Annotated in this window: 12 protein-coding genes and 1 pseudogene; 2 read left to right on the top strand and 11 right to left on the bottom strand. The window is 66.6% G+C overall.

Annotation, left to right across the window (positions count from 1 at the left end; genetic code table 11):
* Positions 1-4 precede the first annotated feature (4 nt).
* Positions 5-403: a DUF3060 domain-containing protein gene (locus tag EV580_RS23700; RefSeq protein WP_133694203.1), complete on the top strand. Its 399-nt coding sequence runs from the start codon at positions 5-7 to the stop codon at positions 401-403.
* Here EV580_RS23700 and EV580_RS23695 read toward each other — a convergent pair.
* Genes EV580_RS23695 through EV580_RS23680 form a run of 4 tightly spaced genes read right to left on the bottom strand, consistent with a single transcriptional unit; the run spans position 400 to position 4,431 of the window.
* Positions 400-1,161 carry a crotonase/enoyl-CoA hydratase family protein gene (locus EV580_RS23695; RefSeq protein WP_133694201.1) on the bottom strand — a complete coding sequence of 254 codons (762 nt, stop codon included), beginning with the start codon at positions 1,159-1,161 and terminating at the stop codon, positions 400-402. The genes EV580_RS23700 and EV580_RS23695 overlap by 4 nt on opposite strands.
* Positions 1,158-1,871: a PaaX family transcriptional regulator C-terminal domain-containing protein gene (locus EV580_RS23690; protein ID WP_133694977.1), complete on the bottom strand. Its 714-nt coding sequence runs from the start codon at positions 1,869-1,871 to the stop codon at positions 1,158-1,160. The genes EV580_RS23695 and EV580_RS23690 overlap by 4 nt, the downstream gene beginning before the upstream one ends.
* Before the next feature lie 23 nt (positions 1,872-1,894).
* The gene (locus EV580_RS23685) at positions 1,895-2,806 is read right to left on the bottom strand and encodes a crotonase/enoyl-CoA hydratase family protein (RefSeq protein WP_133694199.1); all 912 of its coding nucleotides are present in this window, start codon (positions 2,804-2,806) and stop codon (positions 1,895-1,897) included.
* Positions 2,803-4,431, bottom strand: a complete 1,629-nt coding sequence (locus EV580_RS23680; protein WP_133694197.1) for an acyl-CoA dehydrogenase family protein — start codon at positions 4,429-4,431, stop codon at positions 2,803-2,805. The genes EV580_RS23685 and EV580_RS23680 overlap by 4 nt, the downstream gene beginning before the upstream one ends.
* A gap of 62 nt (positions 4,432-4,493) precedes the next feature.
* Between EV580_RS23680 and EV580_RS23675 the strand changes: the two genes are divergently transcribed.
* Positions 4,494-4,829, top strand: coding sequence for a cupin domain-containing protein (locus EV580_RS23675; RefSeq protein ID WP_133694195.1), 336 nt, complete (start codon positions 4,494-4,496; stop codon positions 4,827-4,829).
* Here the strand turns inward: EV580_RS23675 and EV580_RS23670 are convergent.
* The 7 genes and pseudogenes from EV580_RS23670 to EV580_RS23640 form a co-directional block, all read right to left on the bottom strand.
* Positions 4,826-5,659, bottom strand: a complete 834-nt coding sequence (locus EV580_RS23670; protein ID WP_133694194.1) for a CE1 family esterase — start codon at positions 5,657-5,659, stop codon at positions 4,826-4,828. The two genes, EV580_RS23675 and EV580_RS23670, sit on opposite strands and share 4 nt — an antisense overlap.
* A 2-nt stretch (positions 5,660-5,661) precedes the next feature.
* A complete protein-coding gene (locus EV580_RS23665) occupies positions 5,662-6,414 on the bottom strand; it encodes a deoxyribonuclease IV (protein ID WP_133694192.1) in 753 nt (250 codons plus the stop codon).
* Positions 6,415-6,456: 42 nt separating this feature from the next.
* Positions 6,457-7,104 carry a dihydrofolate reductase family protein gene (locus EV580_RS23660; protein WP_133694190.1) on the bottom strand — a complete coding sequence of 216 codons (648 nt, stop codon included), beginning with the start codon at positions 7,102-7,104 and terminating at the stop codon, positions 6,457-6,459.
* A 121-nt stretch (positions 7,105-7,225) separates the two neighbouring features.
* A complete protein-coding gene (locus EV580_RS23655) occupies positions 7,226-11,179 on the bottom strand; it encodes a DNA-directed RNA polymerase subunit beta' (protein WP_133694189.1) in 3,954 nt (1,317 codons plus the stop codon).
* A gap of 33 nt (positions 11,180-11,212) precedes the next feature.
* Positions 11,213-14,692, bottom strand: a complete 3,480-nt coding sequence (gene rpoB, locus EV580_RS23650) for a DNA-directed RNA polymerase subunit beta (RefSeq protein ID WP_133694187.1) — start codon at positions 14,690-14,692, stop codon at positions 11,213-11,215.
* Positions 14,693-15,067: 375 nt separating this feature from the next.
* Entirely contained in the window at positions 15,068-17,482 is a 2,415-nt protein-coding gene (locus EV580_RS23645; RefSeq protein ID WP_133694185.1) for a hypothetical protein, read from the bottom strand.
* 137 nt (positions 17,483-17,619) lie between these two features.
* Positions 17,620-17,970: pseudogene (locus EV580_RS23640) on the bottom strand (ABC transporter ATP-binding protein); the annotation flags it as partial.

Below are 17,970 nucleotides of genomic sequence, written 5' to 3'. Positions count from 1 at the left end.
GCGGATGCACTCCCCCACTGTGATCGCCGGAATCGGCGTGCTCGCCGCCCTCGCCCTGGCGGGTTGCGGATCCACCAGCACCGACACCACGTCCCCGACGGCCACGGCCGGCAAGTCGGGCGCTCAGGTGGAAGTGGGCAACACCATCAACTACGGCTCGTTCGGCACGACCGCCGAGATCGACTGTGCCGATGGGAAATCGCTCAACGTCGGCGGCTCGAACAACACCCTGACGGTCAAGGGCTCCTGCGCGTCGGTGAACATCGGCGGCGCCGACAACAAGATCACCTTCGACAAGATCGACAAGGAACTCTCCGTGGTCGGCCTCAACAACACCGTCACCTACAAGGGCGAGCCGACGGTCAACAACCTGGGTTCGGGTAACACGCTCAACAAGGCCTAAGCCTTCTCACCGTGGCGGCCCGCCCCGCCGGCGAAGCGAGCCGCCCCGGCCAGTGACTCTTCGGCCACCCGGGACAGGCTGCCGAATTCGAAGTCCATGGCCTCGGCTTCGGACTGACCCCATTGATTGAGCGCGGACATCCGGTCCGACCGCAGGCAGCCCTGTGGCAACTGAGCCAGCTCGGCAGCGAGTTCCTCGGCGGCCTGACGTGCCTGCCCTTTGGGGACCACTCGATTGGCCAAGCCGATGGCGAATGCTTCCTGCGCGTCGACGGCCCGGCCGGTCAGGATCAGATCCATCGCCCGGCTGTGCCCGATGAGCCGGGGCAGTCGCACCGTTCCGCCGTCGATCAGGGGAACGCCCCAGCGCCGGCAGAACACGCCGAACACCGCGTCCTCTTCGGCGACGCGCAGATCGCACCACAGCGCCAGCTCGATACCGCCGGCCACGGCGTAGCCGCTGACCGCGGCAATCACCGGTTTGGACAACACCATGCGGCTCGGGCCCATCGGGCCGGGGCCATCGCGGTGCAGCGGATTGGTGTCGGGTGTTCCGATGGCTTTGAGATCGGCTCCCGCGCAAAAGGTTCCGTTATCGCCCCAGAGCACGGCCACCGAGGCCGACTCGTCGTTGTCGAACTCCTCGAAGGCGGCGAACAACGCCAATGCCGTCGGGCCATCGACGGCATTGCGGGCGTGCGGGCGATCGAGGATCACCGTCGTGACAGGGCCGTTCTTTTCGACTCTGACGCCACTCATTTCGCCTCCACCAGTCGTCCCTCATCTCGCCGCGCGCCCAGTTCGGCGGCGAAGTCTGCGTAGGCCGTGCGGAGGTCGGCACCCGGCCAGTGGGCAGGCAGCAGTTCCGCCGGCAGGACCGGATCCGTGAGCAGGTGCCGCACGATGCCGGCGGCCGCCCGGAAACGTCCAGGGACATCGCGAGACGCAGCCATGTCATCCAGCAGCCGCTGGCCGGTGCCCGCCCAGGCGGGCAGATCCCACAACCGCCGGGTCAGCTCAGCCGGGTCGTCGTCGCGGGAGTGCAGCATCCGCACCCGGTCGACGATCTCGGCGGGCAACTGGTCGTCGAGATTGCCCGGCCGCAGCCAGACACCCTCCCTGAGTTCACTGAAACGCTTGATCTGCAGGGTGTTTCGCAGTGCCGCCCGGGCCCGGGCATCCATGCCGACCGCGGTGATGACCAACGTGATCCAACTGCCGTCCCAGTCCCGGGTGCGGGGATAGAGCGCGTCGTCCTGGCGGCGCTGGCGGTCGAGCAGCCGGTCGGACAGCCGATAGCCGTCATCGGAACGGACCAGGTCTCCCGCGGCCACCATCCGGGTCAGCGCCACCCGCATGGTTTGTTCACGGATGCCGAAATCCGATGTCAGCTGCAACAATTCCGCCGACGTGGCCCACGCCGGGTGGGCGCCGAGCAACACGCTGAGCACCACCGACCGGGCGGTCATCTTCGACAGCGATTGGGCCACGTTCACACCCCCGAGGTGCGGCGCCCGTGATCACCGAACGGCTCGTCGCGGTGGCGTACCGCTTCCCGGAAGCCTTGTGCGCGAGCATCAGCCACGAACGCGTGCCCTTCCGGCGTGTGCCGGGCGATACCGTCGAACACGGTGCTGACCATGCGACTGGTCGCCACACCCTGCTGGTACAGCGCGGTGTTCATGGCGAGCTTCACCATGATCAGCTGGTTGACCGGTACCGCCGCGATGCGCTCGACCAGCCGCTCGGTGCGCTCGTCGAGATCGGCTGGATCCGGCGCCTCGATCGCCAGCCCCCATTCGGCGGCCTGCGCACCGGTGATGCAATCACCGGTCAGCAGAAGACGTTTGGCGCGCTGGTCGCCAAGGCGGTGCGCCCACAGCCCGGCGGCGGGCACTCCCCATACCCGGGTCGGCGGGTAGCCGATCTTGGCGTCGGACGCGGCGATCACCTGGTCGGCGTGCAGCGCGATGTCGGTGCCGCCGGCCACGCAGTACCCGTGGATCTTGACCACGGTCGGTTTGTCGGCGTGCATCAAGCTCGAGAAGCCCCGCACGAACCGGCTCATCATCTGGTAGTCGATCATCGGGTCCCACGGCTGGTCCGGCAGATGGTTGATCGCCTGGGTCTTGCCGTCGAGGACGGTTCCCTGACGGTCCCCGCCGCCGGCCGACGAAGAGCCGTCGGCGTAGGCGCCGAGATCGAATCCCGCGCAGAAGCCCTCACCACGGCCGGATACCAGGATCACGTGCACATTCGGGTCCAGGTCGGCCAGCTCGACGAGCGCCGCCAGTTCCAGCGGAGTGTCGGCGACGATCGCATTGCCTTTGTCCGGGCGATTGAAGGTGATGCGGGCGACTCGATCGGTGACCTCATAGGTCATCGTCTTGAGTTCGGGCGTCATCCTTTGACCAGGCAGCGCTCGATGATCGGCGCGAGGTCGAGCCCGTCGGGCAGCGTGCCGAACGCACCGCCCCAGTTGCCGCCCATCCGGGTGGCCAGGAACGCCTCCGCGACCGCCGGATGGCCGTGCCGAACCAGCAACGAGCCCTGAAGCGCGAGCGCGATGTCCTCGGTGACCTTGCGGGCCCGGTACTCGATGGCATCGAAATTGCCGAGCTCAGCGCGTAATTCGGCGACGTGCGTGTCCAGCCGGACATCCTGACCGGCGCTCGCGCCGAGTTCGTCGAACAGGACGTCGACGCATTCGGGCCGGGTTGCCATGGCGCGCAACGTGTCCAGTGCGCTGACGTTGCCCGACCCTTCCCAGATACCCATCAGCGGTGCTTCGCGGTAGAGCCGCGGCATGCCGGACTCCTCGGCATAGCCGTTGCCGCCAAGACATTCCATCGCCTCACCGGCATGCGGGGTCGCCCGTTTACACACCCAGTATTTGGCGGCGGCCAGGCCGATCCGGCGCAGCAGAGTCTCCCGCTCGTCACCGCGGACCGCGGCATCGGTGGCGCCCGCCATCCGCATCGCGATGATGGTGGCGGCCTCGGCTTCGACGGCGAGGTCGGCCAGCACATTGCGCATCAGCGGCTGGTCGATCAGGTAGGCGCCGAACGCCTTTCGATGCTGGGCGTGGTGCACCGCGCGGGTCAGCCCGCTGCGCATGCTGGTGGCGCTGCCCAGCGTGCAGTCCAGCCGGGTGAGGTTGACCATCTCGATGATGGTGGGCACCCCGCGGCCCTCCTCGCCGACCAGCCAGGCGACGGCGCCGTCGTACTCGACCTCGCTGGAGGCGTTGGCATGGTTGCCGAGCTTGTCCTTCAAGCGCTGCAAGAACATTCGGTTGCGGGTGCCGTCGGGCAGCACTCGCGGCAGCATGAAACAGCTCAGCCCACCGGGCGCCTGTGCCAGCACCAGGAAGATGTCGCTCATCGCCGCAGAGGTGAACCACTTGTGCCCGGTCAGGGTGTAGCTGCCGTCTCCGTTGGGCACGGCCTGGGTGGTGCCGGCCCGGACGTCGGAGCCGCCCTGCTTCTCGGTCATCGACATGCCTGCGGTGATGCCGACCTTGGTCGCGGGCACCGTGAGTTCGGGGTCGTACTGGCGACTGGTCAGCAGCGGCTCGTACACCGCGGCGAGGTCGGGGTTGTGGCGCAGTGCGGGCACGACGGCGTACGTCATCGAGATCGGACAGACGTGGCCCGGCTCGGGAGTCCAGACCCCCATCTTGGCCGCACGCACGACGTGGGCGCCCGGGCGGTCGTCGGCCCACGGGGCGGCGTGCAGGCCGTGGGCGATGGCCGTGCGCATCAGCTCGTGGTAGGCGGGGTCGTACTCGATCTCGTCGACCCGATAGCCGTAGCGGTCGTGAGTGTGCAGGATCGGCTGGTTGCGATCGGCCAGGTCGCCCCAGCGCTGGGCCTGGGCGCTGCCGGAAATCGCACCGAGTTCGGTGACCTCCTCGACCCCCCACTGGCCACCCTCCCGGATGAGGGCTTCGATCAGGACCGGGGAATTCGCCGGGTTGTGGTCGACGAGCGGCGGAACCTGGTTGGTGACGACATGCGTATCCGACATCCCACCACTGTTACATTTTTCCGACGGTCGCACAAGATACGTAATATGGCACGCTGGAGTATGTGAACCCGAACTCTGTCGTCCACGCCGCGGCACTGTGGCTCGAGCACGAGCCGGTGCCCGCTGACCAAACCCTGAGCGGCGACCCGCACACCGGAATCGCCGAACTCGACGCGTTCGGCGGGTTGCAGCTGGGTGTGTGGGAGATGACGCCCGGCGTGATGCGCGACGTCGAGGCCGAAGAACTGTTTGTGGTGCTCTCGGGGGCGGCAACCGTCGAGTTCGACGACGACAGTCCGACGTTGACACTGGGCGCCGGTGATGTGGTGCGGCTGACGAAAGGCGCCAGGACGGTGTGGACGGTGACCGAGACGCTGCGGAAGGTCTATCTGACCTAGGCCGGATGGGCGGCGAAGAAGTCCCACATCTTCTGGGTGGCGAAGGACGGCCAGTCGTGTCCGCCACCGGCAACAGTGATGAGTTCCACGCTGCGCCCGCTCGGACAATCGGCCACCGAGGTCGTCAAATCGCCGTCGACTGTCGTTGCCGGGGGCTGACATTGATCGACGTTGCGCCAGAACGCGTTGAGGTCCGGCGGCGTCGGAGTCTGGACGGGGACGGCGGTGCCCGGCTGGCCGTCATAGCGGATCAACTTGTCGTCGGTGCCATGGATGTGCAGCACCGATGTCGGGCGCGGGGACGGACAGCCTTCGAGCTGGGTCGCCGCATCGGGTCCGATCGCAGCGAAAACCGCAGTGCTACACGCCAATCGGTACGCCATCATGCCACCGTTACTGATGCCTGCGGCATAGATGCGGGACGGGTCGATCCCCACATTGGAGGCGATGTCGCGGACAGCGGCGGTGATGAAGCCGACGTCATCGACGTTGTCATCGCTCGCCTGGCCGCAACAGCCACCGGTGTTCCACGACTCCCCCACCCCGTCGGGGTAGGCGACCACGAACTTGGCGGAGTCGGCGAGATCGTTCCAGCCGTACTGGTTTTCCGCCTGCTTGGCGCTGCCGGTCCAGCCGTGCAGCATCACCACCAGCGACGCCGCCGGCGCCAGACCTTTGGGGACGTACAGCCGGTACTCACGGTCGACGCCCCCCACGTTGATCGTGTGCAGACTCGCTCCAGGGGTGAACTGGGCGGTGACCGCACCCGACGGTGCGCAGCCCGCGATCAGGAAAAGGGCCCCCAACAACGCGATTCGGCGAGCCCACACGGCTAGCCCAGGTGCTCGCGGAGAAAGGCGATGTCGTCCTTGCGGCCCTCGTCGGCCGTCTCACAGATCACCGGCGCATCGGCGGCCTGGACGACCGCCACCAGAAGCTGCGGATCGATCTGTCCCATACCGAAATTGGCGTGCCTGTCAGCGCCGGAGCCCTTCGCGTCCCGGGAGTCGTTGCAGTGCACCAGGTCAATGCGCCCGGTGATGCTCTTGATGCGCTCGACGGCGTCGATCAGCTCCTCACCCGCGGCCCAGGCATGGCAGGTGTCCAGGCAGAACCCGATACCGGTATCGGCGATGCGCTCCCAGAGTCGGGCGATGGTGTCGAAGTGGCGCGCCATCGCGTGATCGCCGCCCGCGGTGTTCTCCAGATAGACCGGCATGTCGGTCTCCAGCGCGGCCAGGGCTTTCACCCACCGCTCGAAGCCGGCCTCCATGTCGTTGTCATCGGCGTGACCGCCGTGCACGATCACCGCCGTGGCGTCGATCTCGCTGGCAGCATCGCAGGTGTCCTGCAGGATCTTGCGCGACGGGATGCGCACCCGATTGTTGGCCGAGGCCACGTTGATCAGGTAGGGCGCGTGCACGTACAGCGGGATCGACGACGCCTTCAGGGTGTCGGCGTCCTCCCGCGGTTTGGGCTTCTTCCAGCTCTGCGGATTGCCGAGGAAGAATTGCGCCACTTCGGCGCCGTCGGCGGCCGCGGCCGCCAACGGGTCGTCGGTGTGGACATGGGAACCGATCAGCACGGGTTCGAGTCTATGCGCGGCCCCCGAGACGGCGCACGGCCGTCATCGCCGCCAGAACAGATGGTGGGTGACCCCGCTCGGGCTGGGCACCATCTCGTGGTGGTACCGGTCGTCGAGCTCGTCCGGTGACTCCCACAGCCGCGAACCCTCGCCGATCTCGATATCGGCGACCGCCACGTGCAGCGTGTCGACAAGGCCCGCGTCGAGGAATTCACGAACGGTGCTTGCTCCGCCGCCGAGCCGAACATCCTTACCGCCCGCGGCCGCCTTGGCCTGAGTCAGGACGTCCGCCGGCTCGCCGGAGACGAAGTGGAACGTCGTGTCCGACAGCGTCAGGGACGGGCGCTCGTGGTGCGTCATGACGAACACGGGCGTGTGGAACGGCGGCTCGTCGCCCCACCAGCCCTCCCATTCGGGATGGTCCTCCCACGGGCCGCGGTACGGGCTGAACTTGTTGCGGCCCATGATCTCCGCGCCGATGTTGTTGGTGAAGTCGCGGGTGAAATAGTCGTCGAGCCCGCGCGTGCCGCCGGGTTCGCGGCGGCCCACCCAGCTCGCCGTCGCGCCGACCCACGCGAACAGGGCGGGTTGGTCGGCGTCGCCGAACGGGCGCTCGAAGCACTGGTTGAGCCCGGCGCCGAACCCGTCGCGCGACAGCATGAAGTTGTGGACTCTGAGCAGTTGGGTCACGCATTCCTCCTGGAATTCTTCGACTCTCAGAAGGTAGACCTCGACGGGCGGCCGAACTCATCGTTACGTTCGGCAAAGAAAAGAGCCCCCGCGGATGCGGAGGCTCTTTTCCTTGTAGTGACTAGCGGTAGTCGCTGTAGCCGTAATCGTCCAGCGGCACTGCGGCACCGGTCGCCTGGCCGAAGTCCGGGCTGTAGTACTGATCCTCGTAGGACGGGATCGTGTACGCCGCGGCCCGAGCCTCTTCGGTCGGCTGCACCTGGATGTTGCGGTAGCGGTTGATACCGGTACCGGCCGGGATCAGCTTGCCGATGATCACGTTCTCCTTCAGACCCTGGAGCTTGTCGCTGCGGCAGTTGATCGCCGCATCGGTGAGCACCCGAGTGGTCTCCTGGAACGACGCCGCCGACAGCCACGAATCGGTGGCCAGTGACGCCTTGGTGATACCCATCAGCACCGGACGTCCGGCCGCGGGCTCGCCGCCCTCGGCAACGACGCGACGGTTCTCCGACTCGAACTCCGCGCGCTCGGTCAGCGAGCCGGGCAGGAACTCCGTCGAACCCGAGTCGATGATCGTGACGCGACGCAGCATCTGCCGAACGATGACCTCGATGTGCTTGTCGTGGATCGACACACCCTGCGCCCGGTACACCTCCTGCACCTCTTTGACGAGGTGGATCTGCACCTTGCGCGGGCCCTCGACACGGAGCACCTCGTGCGGGTCGGCCGAGCCCTCCAGGAGCTGCTGGCCCACCTCGACGTGGTCACCGTTGACAAGCAAGCGCTCGCTGCCGTCGTCGTGCTTGAACACCTTCAGCCGCTGACGCTTGGAGAGCTTGTCGTACACGACCTCCTCGCTCCCGTCGTCGGGAACGATGGTGATCTTGTAGAACTTCTCGGTCTCCTCCAGCTGCACCCGCCCGGCGACATCGGCGATCGGAGCGCGGTTCCGCGGAATACGCGCCTCGAACAGCTCCTGCACGCGGGGCAGACCACCGACGATGTCGGCGCCACCGGTAACACCACCCTGGTGGAAGGTACGCATGGTCAGCTGCGTGCCGGGCTCACCGATCGACTGCGCGGCCACGATGCCGACCGCCTCGCCGATGTCCACCAGCTTGCCGGTGGCCATCGAGCGGCCGTAGCACATCGCACACACACCGGAGACGCTGGTGCAGGTGAGCACCGAGCGAACCTTGACCGAGGTGATGCCGGCCTCGAGCAGAGCGTCGATCGCCGGATCGCCGAGGTCGTGTCCGGCCACGACGATCACGTTGCCCTTCTCGTCGACCGCGTCGGCGGCCAGCGTGCGGGCGTACGCCGAGGTCTCGACGTGCGGATCGCGGATCAGCGCGTCGCCCTGCAGCTCGGCGAGATCCACCAGGATGCCGCGCTCGGTGCCACAGTCGTGCTCGCGGACGATGACGTCCTGGCTGACGTCGACCAGACGACGGGTCAGGTAACCCGAGTCAGCGGTACGAAGTGCCGTGTCCGCCAGACCCTTTCGGGCGCCGTGGGTGTTGATGAAGTACTCCAGCACCGTCAGGCCCTCACGGAACGAGGACTTGATCGGGCGCGGGATGAACTCACCCTTCGGGTTGGTCACCAGACCCTTCATGCCGGCCAGCGTCCGGGTCTGGGTGAAGTTACCCGTCGCACCGGAGTCCACGATCGTGATGATCGGGTTGTCCTCCGGATAGTGCGCCCGCAGTGCCCGACCGACCTCTTCGGTGGCTTCCTTCCAGAGCTCGACGAGAGCGTCGTTGCGCTCCTGCTTGTTCAGAGCACCGCGCTGGTACTTCTTCTCGACCCCGTCGGCTTCGGCCTCGTAACGCTCGAGGATCTCCTGCTTCTCCGGCGGCACGATGACGTCGGCCATCGAGACCGTGACACCCGACCGGGTGGCCCAGTGGAAACCGGCGTCCTTGAGCTTGTCGACGGTCTGCGCGACGACGATCATCGGGTAGCGCTCGGCCAGATCGTTGATGATCCGGGCCTGGACCTTCTTGTGCATCTGCTCGTTGACGAACGGATACCCCTGCGGCAGAAGCTCGTTGAAGAGCACCCGGCCCAGCGTGGTCTCGGCGGTCCAGGCCATGCCCGGGCGCCAGCCGTTCTCGCCGAACAGTTCGTTCTCGACCTCGTGCGGCGGACGCAGCTGCGTCAGGCGCACCTTGATCTGAGCGCGAACCGACAGCGCACCGCGGTCCATCGCCATGATGGCCTCGGCCGGCGAGCTGTACACACCGGTCTCGGCGACATCCTTGGCCGCGGCGGTGAACTCACCCTGCTCGCCGGGAACCAGCGTGGTCAGGAAGAACAGACCGGTGACCATGTCCAGACGGGGCATGGCCAGCGGCTTGCCCGACGCCGGCGACAGGATGTTGTTGCTCGACAGCATCAGGATGCGGGCCTCGGCCTGCGCCTCGGCGCTCAGCGGCAGGTGAACTGCCATCTGGTCGCCGTCGAAGTCGGCGTTGAACGCCTCACAGACCAGCGGGTGCAGCTGGATGGCTTTGCCTTCCACCAGCTGCGGCTCGAAGGCCTGGATACCGAGGCGGTGCAGGGTAGGTGCACGGTTCAGCAGCACCGGGTGCTCGGCGATGACCTCTTCGAGGACATCCCACACCTGGGGACGCTGACGCTCGACCATCCGCTTGGCGCTCTTGATGTTCTGCGCGTGGTTCAGGTCGACCAGACGCTTCATCACGAACGGCTTGAACAGCTCGAGCGCCATCAGCTTGGGCAGACCGCACTGGTGCAGCTTGAGCTGCGGGCCGACCACGATGACCGAACGGCCCGAGTAGTCGACGCGCTTGCCGAGCAGGTTCTGACGGAACCGGCCCTGCTTGCCCTTGAGCAGATCGGACAGCGACTTGAGCGGACGGTTGCCCGGCCCGGTGACGGGGCGGCCACGACGACCGTTGTCGAACAGCGCGTCCACCGACTCCTGAAGCATGCGCTTCTCGTTGTTGACGATGATCTCGGGCGCACCGAGATCGATCAGTCGCTTCAACCGGTTGTTGCGGTTGATCACGCGGCGGTACAGGTCGTTGAGGTCGGAGGTCGCGAAGCGGCCACCGTCCAGCTGGACCATCGGGCGCAGCTCCGGCGGGATCACCGGCACGGCGTCGAGCACCATACCCATCGGCGAGTTGCCCGACTGCTGGAACGCCGCGACCACCTTGAGGCGCTTGAGGGCACGAAGCTTCTTCTGGCCCTTGCCATTACGGATGGTGTCGCGCAGGCTCTCGGCCTCGGCGTCGATGTCGAAGGTCTCGATGAGCTTCTGGATCGACTCGGCACCCATCGAGCCCTGGAAGTACTCGCCGTAGCGGTCGACCAGCTCGCGGTAAAGGTTCTCGTCGACGATCAGTTGCTTGACGGCCAGCTTGGTGAAGGTCGTCCAGATCTCCTCGAGCCGGTCCAGCTCACGCTGGGCCCGGTCGCGCAGCTGACGCATCTCGCGCTCGCCACCGTCGCGCACCTTGCGGCGCACGTCGGACTTGGCACCCTCGGCCTCGAGCTCGGCCAGGTCGGCCTCGAGCTTCTGGGCGCGGGCCTCCAGATCGGAGTCACGCTGATCGGCGACGGCCTTCTTCTCGACCTCCATCTCGGCTTCGAGAGTGGAGAGCTCGTTGTGGCGCATCTCGTCGTCGACGGCGGTGATGACGTAGGCGGCGAAGTAGATGATCTTCTCGAGATCCTTCGGCGCCAGGTCCAGCAGGTAGCCCAAGCGCGACGGAACGCCCTTGAAGTACCAGATGTGGGTGACGGGCGCGGCCAGCTCGATGTGGCCCATCCGCTCGCGGCGCACCTTGGCGCGAGTGACCTCGACGCCGCAGCGCTCGCAGATGATGCCCTTGAAGCGGACACGCTTGTACTTGCCGCAGTAGCACTCCCAGTCGCGAGTCGGTCCGAAGATCTTCTCGCAGAACAGGCCGTCCTTCTCCGGCTTCAAGGTGCGGTAGTTGATGGTCTCCGGCTTCTTGACCTCGCCGTAGGACCACTGACGAATGTCCTCAGCGGTCGCGAGGCCGATTCGGAGTTCATCGAAGAAGTTGACGTCTAGCACGTAACTCCCTTTCCCCTTTCGGGACTAGATAAATTAGGCGAGATCTTCGACAGAGGCAGATTCGTTGCGCGACAGGTTGATTCCGAGGTTGGCGGCAGCCCGCTCCAGGTCCTCGTCGTCACCGTCCCGCATTTCGATTGCCGCGCCGTCCGAAGACAGCACCTCAACGTTCAAGCACAGCGACTGCAGCTCCTTGAGCAGCACCTTGAACGACTCCGGGATGCCCGGCTCGGGGATGTTCTCCCCCTTGACGATCGCTTCGTAGACCTTGACCCGGCCGACGGTGTCGTCGGACTTGATGGTCAAGAGCTCCTGCAGCGTGTACGCCGCGCCGTAGGCCTGCATGGCCCAGCACTCCATCTCGCCGAACCGCTGACCACCGAACTGCGCCTTACCGCCCAGCGGCTGCTGGGTGATCATCGAGTACGGACCGGTCGAGCGGGCGTGGATCTTGTCGTCCACCAGGTGGTGCAGCTTGAGGATGTACATGTAGCCGACCGTCACCGGGTACGGGAACGGTTCGCCGCTGCGGCCGTCGTAAAGCACGGCCTTGCCGTCACCGTTGACGAGAACCTCGCCGTCACGGTTGGGCAGCGTCGAGCTCAGCAGACCCTGCAGCTCCTCTTCGCGGGCACCGTCGAATACCGGCGTCGAGACGATGCTGTTGGGCTCGGAGCTGTGCAGATCCTCGGGCAGGTTCGCCGCCCATTCGGGAGCACCCTCGATGTTCCAGCCGGCCTTGGCCACCCACCCGAGGTGGGTCTCCAGGATCTGTCCGATGTTCATCCGTCGCGGCACACCGTGCGTGTTCAGGATGATGTCGACCGGCGTGCCGTCCGGGAGGAATGGCATGTCTTCGACGGGCAGGATCTTGCCGATGACGCCCTTGTTGCCGTGGCGGCCGGCGAGCTTGTCACCGTCGGAGATCTTGCGCTTCTGGGCCACGTAGACGCGGACCAGCTCGTTGACGCCGGCGGGCAGCTCGTCGTCATCCTCGCGCGAGAACACGCGGATGCCGATGACCTTGCCGGACTCACCGTGGGGCACCTTCAGCGACGTGTCGCGAACCTCGCGGGCCTTCTCACCGAAGATCGCGCGCAGCAGCCGCTCTTCGGGGGTCAGCTCGGTCTCGCCCTTCGGGGTGACCTTGCCGACCAGGATGTCGCCGTCGCGGACCTCGGCACCGATGCGGATGATGCCGCGCTCGTCGAGATCGGCCAGCACCTCGTCGGAGACGTTCGGGATGTCCCGGGTGATCTCCTCGGCGCCCAGCTTGGTGTCGCGGGCATCGATCTCGTGCTCTTCGATGTGGATCGACGTGAGCACGTCCTCCTCAACCAGGCGGTTGGAGAGGATGATCGCGTCTTCGTAGTTGTGGCCCTCCCACGGCATGACCGCGACGAGCAGGTTCTTGCCCAGCGCCATCTCACCGTTCTCGGTGCACGGCCCGTCGGCGAGCACCTGGCCCGACTCGACCCGCTGCCCGGCGTCCACGATCGGGCGCTGGTTGGCGCACGTGCCGTGGTTGGAGCGGGCGAACTTGCGCATCCGGTAGGTGTGCCGGGTGCCGTCGTCGGCCATCACGGTGATGTAGTCGGCGGAGACCTCCTCGACCACACCGGCCTTGTCGGTCACGACCACGTCGCCGGCGTCGATGGCGGCACGCAGCTCCATGCCGGTGCCCACCAGAGGTGCCTCGCTGCGCACCAGCGGAACCGCCTGGCGCTGCATGTTGGCACCCATCAGGGCGCGGTTGGCGTCGTCGTGCTCGAGGAACGGGATCATCGCGGTCGCGACCGACACCATCTGGCGCGGCGAGACGTCCATGTAGTCGACGTCGGTCGACGGCACGAACTCGACCTCGCCACCCTTACGGCGAACCAGAACGCGCTCCTCGCTGAAGCGGCCCTTGTCGTCGGTCGGCGAGTTGGCCTGCGCCACGACGTGGCGGTCCTCTTCGTCGGCCGTCAGGTAGTGGATCTCGTCGGTGACAACGCCACCCTCGACCTTGCGGTACGGGGTCTCGATGAAGCCGAACGGGTTCACCCGCGCGTACACCGACAGCGAGCCGATCAGACCGATGTTCGGACCTTCCGGGGTCTCGATCGGGCACATCCGGCCGTAGTGGCTGGAGTGCACGTCGCGGACCTCCAGGCCGGCGCGCTCACGGGACAGACCACCCGGGCCCAGCGCCGACAGGCGGCGCTTGTGGGTCAGACCCGACAGCGGGTTGTTCTGGTCCATGAACTGCGACAGCTGGCTGGTGCCGAAGAACTCCTTGATCGCCGCCACGACGGGACGGATGTTGATCAGGGTCTGCGGCGTGATCGCCTCGACGTCCTGGGTCGTCATCCGCTCGCGTACGACGCGCTCCATGCGGGACAGGCCGACCCGGATCTGGTTCTGGATCAGCTCGCCGACGGTACGCAGGCGACGGTTGCCGAAGTGATCGATGTCGTCGACCTCGACCGGAACCTCGACGCCGCCGGGGGCGGTCATCGAGTTCTGGCCCTCGTGCAGGCGCACCAGGTATTCGATGGTCGCGACGATGTCCTCTTCGGTCAGCGTCGAGCTGGTGATCGGCTGGCCCGCGTTGAGGCCCAGCTTCTTGTTGACCTTGTAGCGGCCCACCCTGGCCAGGTCATAGCGCTTGTCCTTGAAGAAGAGGTTCTCCAGCAGGGTCTGCGCCGACTCCTTGGTCGGCGGCTCGCCCGGACGCAGCTTCCGGTAGATGTCCAGCAAAGCCTCGTCGGTGCCGGCGGTGTTGTCCTTCTCCAGCGTCGACATCATGATCTCGGAGAAGCCGAAGCGCTCGCGGATCTGCTCGTTGGTCCAGCCGAGCGCCTTCAGCAGCACGGTGACCGGCTGGCGGCGCTTGCGGTCGATGCGCACACCGACGGTGTCGCGCTTGTCGACGTCGAACTCCAGCCACGCACCGCGGCCGGGGATCACCTTGACGCTGTGCAGCGTCTTCTCGGTGGACTTGTCGATGCTCTCGTCGAAGTACACACCCGGCGAGCGGACCAGCTGGCTCACCACGACACGCTCGGTGCCGTTGATGATGAAGGTGCCCTTCTCGGTCATCATCGGGAAGTCACCCATGAAGACCGTCTGGCTCTTGATCTCACCAGTGTTGTTGTTGATGAACTCGGCCGTGACGAACAGCGGGGCCGCGTACGTCATGTCCTTGTCTTTGCACTCGTCGACCGGAGCCTTGACCTCGTCGAAACGCGGGTCGGAGAAGCTCAGCGACATCGAGCCCGAGAAGTCCTCGATCGGCGACAGCTCGGTGAGCACCTCTTCGAGGCCACCCACCGGGTTGACGTCACCACGCGCCTCGGCGATCGCGCGCCAGCGCGGCGAGCCGATCAGCCACTCGAACGACTCCGTTTGGACGTCGAGCAGGCCGGGTACCTCAAGAGGCTCGCGCAGCTTGGCGAAGGAAATTCGTTTTGGTGCTCCGGGGACGGAGTTAGAAGTAGTAGTCGTTTTGCTCTGGCTAGAGACTGCCAAGATGCATCCTTCCAGCACCTAATGCGACAGCCGGACGGCATCCGAGAGGTCGCGATATCTGCGTCGGTTCGGCTGGCCTACTCGAGGCCCGGCCTGTCCCCGACGCACACGACACGCAAACAGATCTCTGAGCTGGGCGTCTGAAATCAGACGTTAGAGACCGGCGGTGTCAGGTGCAGGTTGAGGTGGGCAGGAGGCAGCCAGCGCAACGTCCAACAATAGCGCAAGACGGCGCATTCCTCAACAAGCTCATGCCGGGCGGGCTGACGCTGGCTGGCGATCTGGCTACCCATGCACACATGCTGGTCAACAGACTGACCCGTTTGTGCCCTTCCGTCAAGGGAAACGCGGTGTTTGGTGTGGAAAATACGCCCTTCAGGCAGCAACCGTGGCGGCTGCCGCGGCGGCAGGCTGAGTTGGCAGGACAATCGCGGCCGTGGGGCCCATAATGATCGATTCGCCGGCGGTGCCGTAGAGCCCGTACTGCGGGGCGTCGGGCCCGGCGCCCACGTAGAAATCGTTGATCCAGCCGGCGGCCAGCGTGTGTACGGCGGTGGCATTGCCGGGTGCGGACGGCCGCACGAAGATCGCGGCGAAGAAGTCGAAGAACGGGTCGGAACCGATCACCGAGTCGGTGTGCGAGCCGTTGACGAGCTCGACGCCGACGAACTGATCCGGGCGGTCGGCGATCAGATCCGTGGTGGTTCGACCGAAGGCATTCCACGGCTGCGCCGGCGCCGCGATCTGGTAGACGGGAATGCCGTCCAGAGTGGCCAGGGCGTCGGCCAGGCCGTCGCCGTTGGTGACGCCGTCGAACATCACCACACCGAGTAGGTGGTTGTCGTCACCGGGCGCCAGCGACTTGACGTAATCACTGCCGGCTGCCACCGCCAGTCCCCCGCCCGCGGAATGCCCGGAGAGCGTGAAATCCTCCGGCAGCGTCCCCTGATAGCCGGCATTACTGGCGCTGATGGTCAACGCCGCGCGCTCGCCCAGGAACAGATCGGCCACCCCCTGCTGCATCGCGGGGTTGTTGATCGTGCAGGTCGGACAGGTCAGCGGCGCGAACGACGGCAGGGTTGTCGCAACCACGATGCTGTTGGTCTGCTGCGCCAGTGAGCGAGCCAGCACGGTGTAGAAGGACTTGTTGGCCAGGAATCCGTGCTGCAGATAGATGATGCCGTTGGCTTGTACCGAACCGTCGGCCTGTGTCGGGAAATACCAGTCGGCGGGTGCGTTGTAGGTGCGCGAGCCCACCTGGATGGTCAGCGTGGTGTTGCCGGTCTTCACTCCGGTCACCCCGTTGGCGGTCGGGGACGTGACGGCCGTGGGGCCGGGGTTGCCGGCCACCGGCGTCACCGGCGCCGAGCTCGATGAGCCGCCGAATATCAGCGGCATGATGAGGTCGGTCCACTTCTTCATCAGCTTCTCGATCGGTCCGAGCTGGCTGGCCAGCGGTGTGGGCAGCACGACCGCGGACGCGTCGCCCATGATGATCGGCTGGCCTGCGGAGCCATAGATGCCGTACTGCGGCGCGTCGGGTCCGGCGCCGACATACATGTCGTTGATCCAGCCGGTGCTGAGGGTGTCGACGGCGGAGGTGTTCCCCTTGGGCGAGGGCTTGGTGACCAGCTGGGCGAAGAAGTCGATCACCGGGTTGCTGCCCAGCATCGCGTCGACATGCGACCCGTTCACCAGGACGACGCCGTCGAACTGGTCGGGCCGCAATGCCAGGAGCTCATCGGTGGTGTTGCCGAAGGTGTTCCACACCTGGGCGGGCGCCGCGATCTGGTAGACGGGAATGTCGAGGGTGTCCAGGCTGGCGATCGCCTGCGGCAGCGTGCCGTTCATCGTGACGCCGTCGTACATCACCACCCCGAGGAGATGGTTCTCGTCGCCCGGCGCGAGGTCGTCGACGTAATAGCCGCCGACTGACGACGACCATCCGCCGCCGGCGGAGTGCCCGGCCAGGATGAAGTCCTCCGGCAGCGTGCCCTCGTACCCGGCCTGGCTGGCGCTGATGGTCAATGCCGAGCGATCGCCGAGGAACATCGTGGCCGCGGCCTTCTGCATCGGTACCCCGTAGAGGGTGCAACCGCCACACCTCAGCTGAGGGAACGACGGCAGCGTGGGTGCCACCACGATCGAGTTGGTGTCCTTAGCCAGCTGGGTGGCCAGCGCCGAATAGAACGCCTTGTCGGCCAGGAACCCGTGCTGCAGCCAGATGACGCCGTTGGCCTGCACCGTGCCGTCGGCCTGGGTCGGGAAATACCAGTCGGCCGGCGCGTTGAAACCGCCGTTGATCGGGATCGTCAGCGTCGAATGCCCGACCTTGACGCCGGTGACACCGTTGGTGGCAGGCGGGGTTACGACCGCCTGGGTCGACGGCGACGCCGCGGCGGGGCGGGCGCTGGTGCCGGTCGCGGGCGGGGCGGCGGTGTCCGCGGCGCCGAAGACCGAGAGAACGCCGGCGAGGACCTTCGCCGGGGTGATCGCTGTGCGCCGGGCGCCCGCCTGCGGGGTACCGGCCGCCGTCGGCGCGGGCTTGGCGGTCGCCTTCGGGATGCGCATCCCCGAGACCACGGCCGCGGGTGCGACGCGGTGCCGGCCCGTCGCGGCCGCGGCGGGCGAGGAGCTGGTCGACGACGTCGCCTGCGAGCTGGACGTCCCCGAGTGGTCGGCGCTGCCGCCCGTGTCTGCCGTCGCGGTGCCGCTACCTACCAGGAGGGCCGCGCCGATACCGGCGAAGACGGCTACCGTCCCCCACCAGATCCGCCGGTTGCGTGGCACCCAGCCTCCTCCTCAACGTCGGGCAAACGCTATCGGAGGGAAGGGCCGCGCGAACCCGTTTTGCTCGAATACCCCGAAAAGCAGCTGACACCCGCACATTTGGATGCACGGGTGTCAGCTGAGCGGGGCGAAATCGGCTAGCTGCCGTCCTCGCCGGCGAAGGTGTGGGTGTGCAGCTTGTGGGTGCCGTCCAAGTCGTCGCGGATAGCTTCCTGGGCGGCCGGGGGCAGGGTGTGCAGGATCTGGCGGACCCGTTCCTGGCGGCGGCGCACCGCGTCACGCTCGGGCATGCCCGGGGTGACGGTCAGCTGCGGGGGCACACCCTCGATCTCCTCGACACCACCATCGTGATGACCGGCATCGACAAGGGCCTGCTCCTCGGCCATCGTGGCCTCGTCCTTCTCCTCCGACATACCGATCGGACCGATACGGCGGCCGTTGAGGAACTGACGCACCACCGGCTCCTCGGAGGTCAACAGCACCTCACG

It is taken from the genome of Mycobacterium sp. BK086 (assembly GCA_004362315.1).
In the GTDB taxonomy this organism is placed as follows: Bacteria; Actinomycetota; Actinomycetes; order Mycobacteriales; family Mycobacteriaceae; genus Mycobacterium.
This window is presented reverse-complemented; position numbering and strand designations above follow the sequence as displayed.

What these genes read in the sequence shown, in the direction of transcription:
- EV580_RS23700 (WP_133694203.1), top strand. Translation starts at nt 5, where the DNA reads ATGCACTCCCCCACTGTGATCGCCGGAATCGGCGTGCTCGCCGCCCTC.
- EV580_RS23685 (WP_133694199.1), bottom strand. Translation starts at nt 2,806, where the DNA reads ATGACGCCCGAACTCAAGACGATGACCTATGAGGTCACCGATCGAGTC.
- EV580_RS23695 (WP_133694201.1), bottom strand. Translation starts at nt 1,161, where the DNA reads ATGAGTGGCGTCAGAGTCGAAAAGAACGGCCCTGTCACGACGGTGATC.
- EV580_RS23680 (WP_133694197.1), bottom strand. Translation starts at nt 4,431, where the DNA reads ATGTCGGATACGCATGTCGTCACCAACCAGGTTCCGCCGCTCGTCGAC.
- EV580_RS23690 (WP_133694977.1), bottom strand. Translation starts at nt 1,871, where the DNA reads ATGACCGCCCGGTCGGTGGTGCTCAGCGTGTTGCTCGGCGCCCACCCG.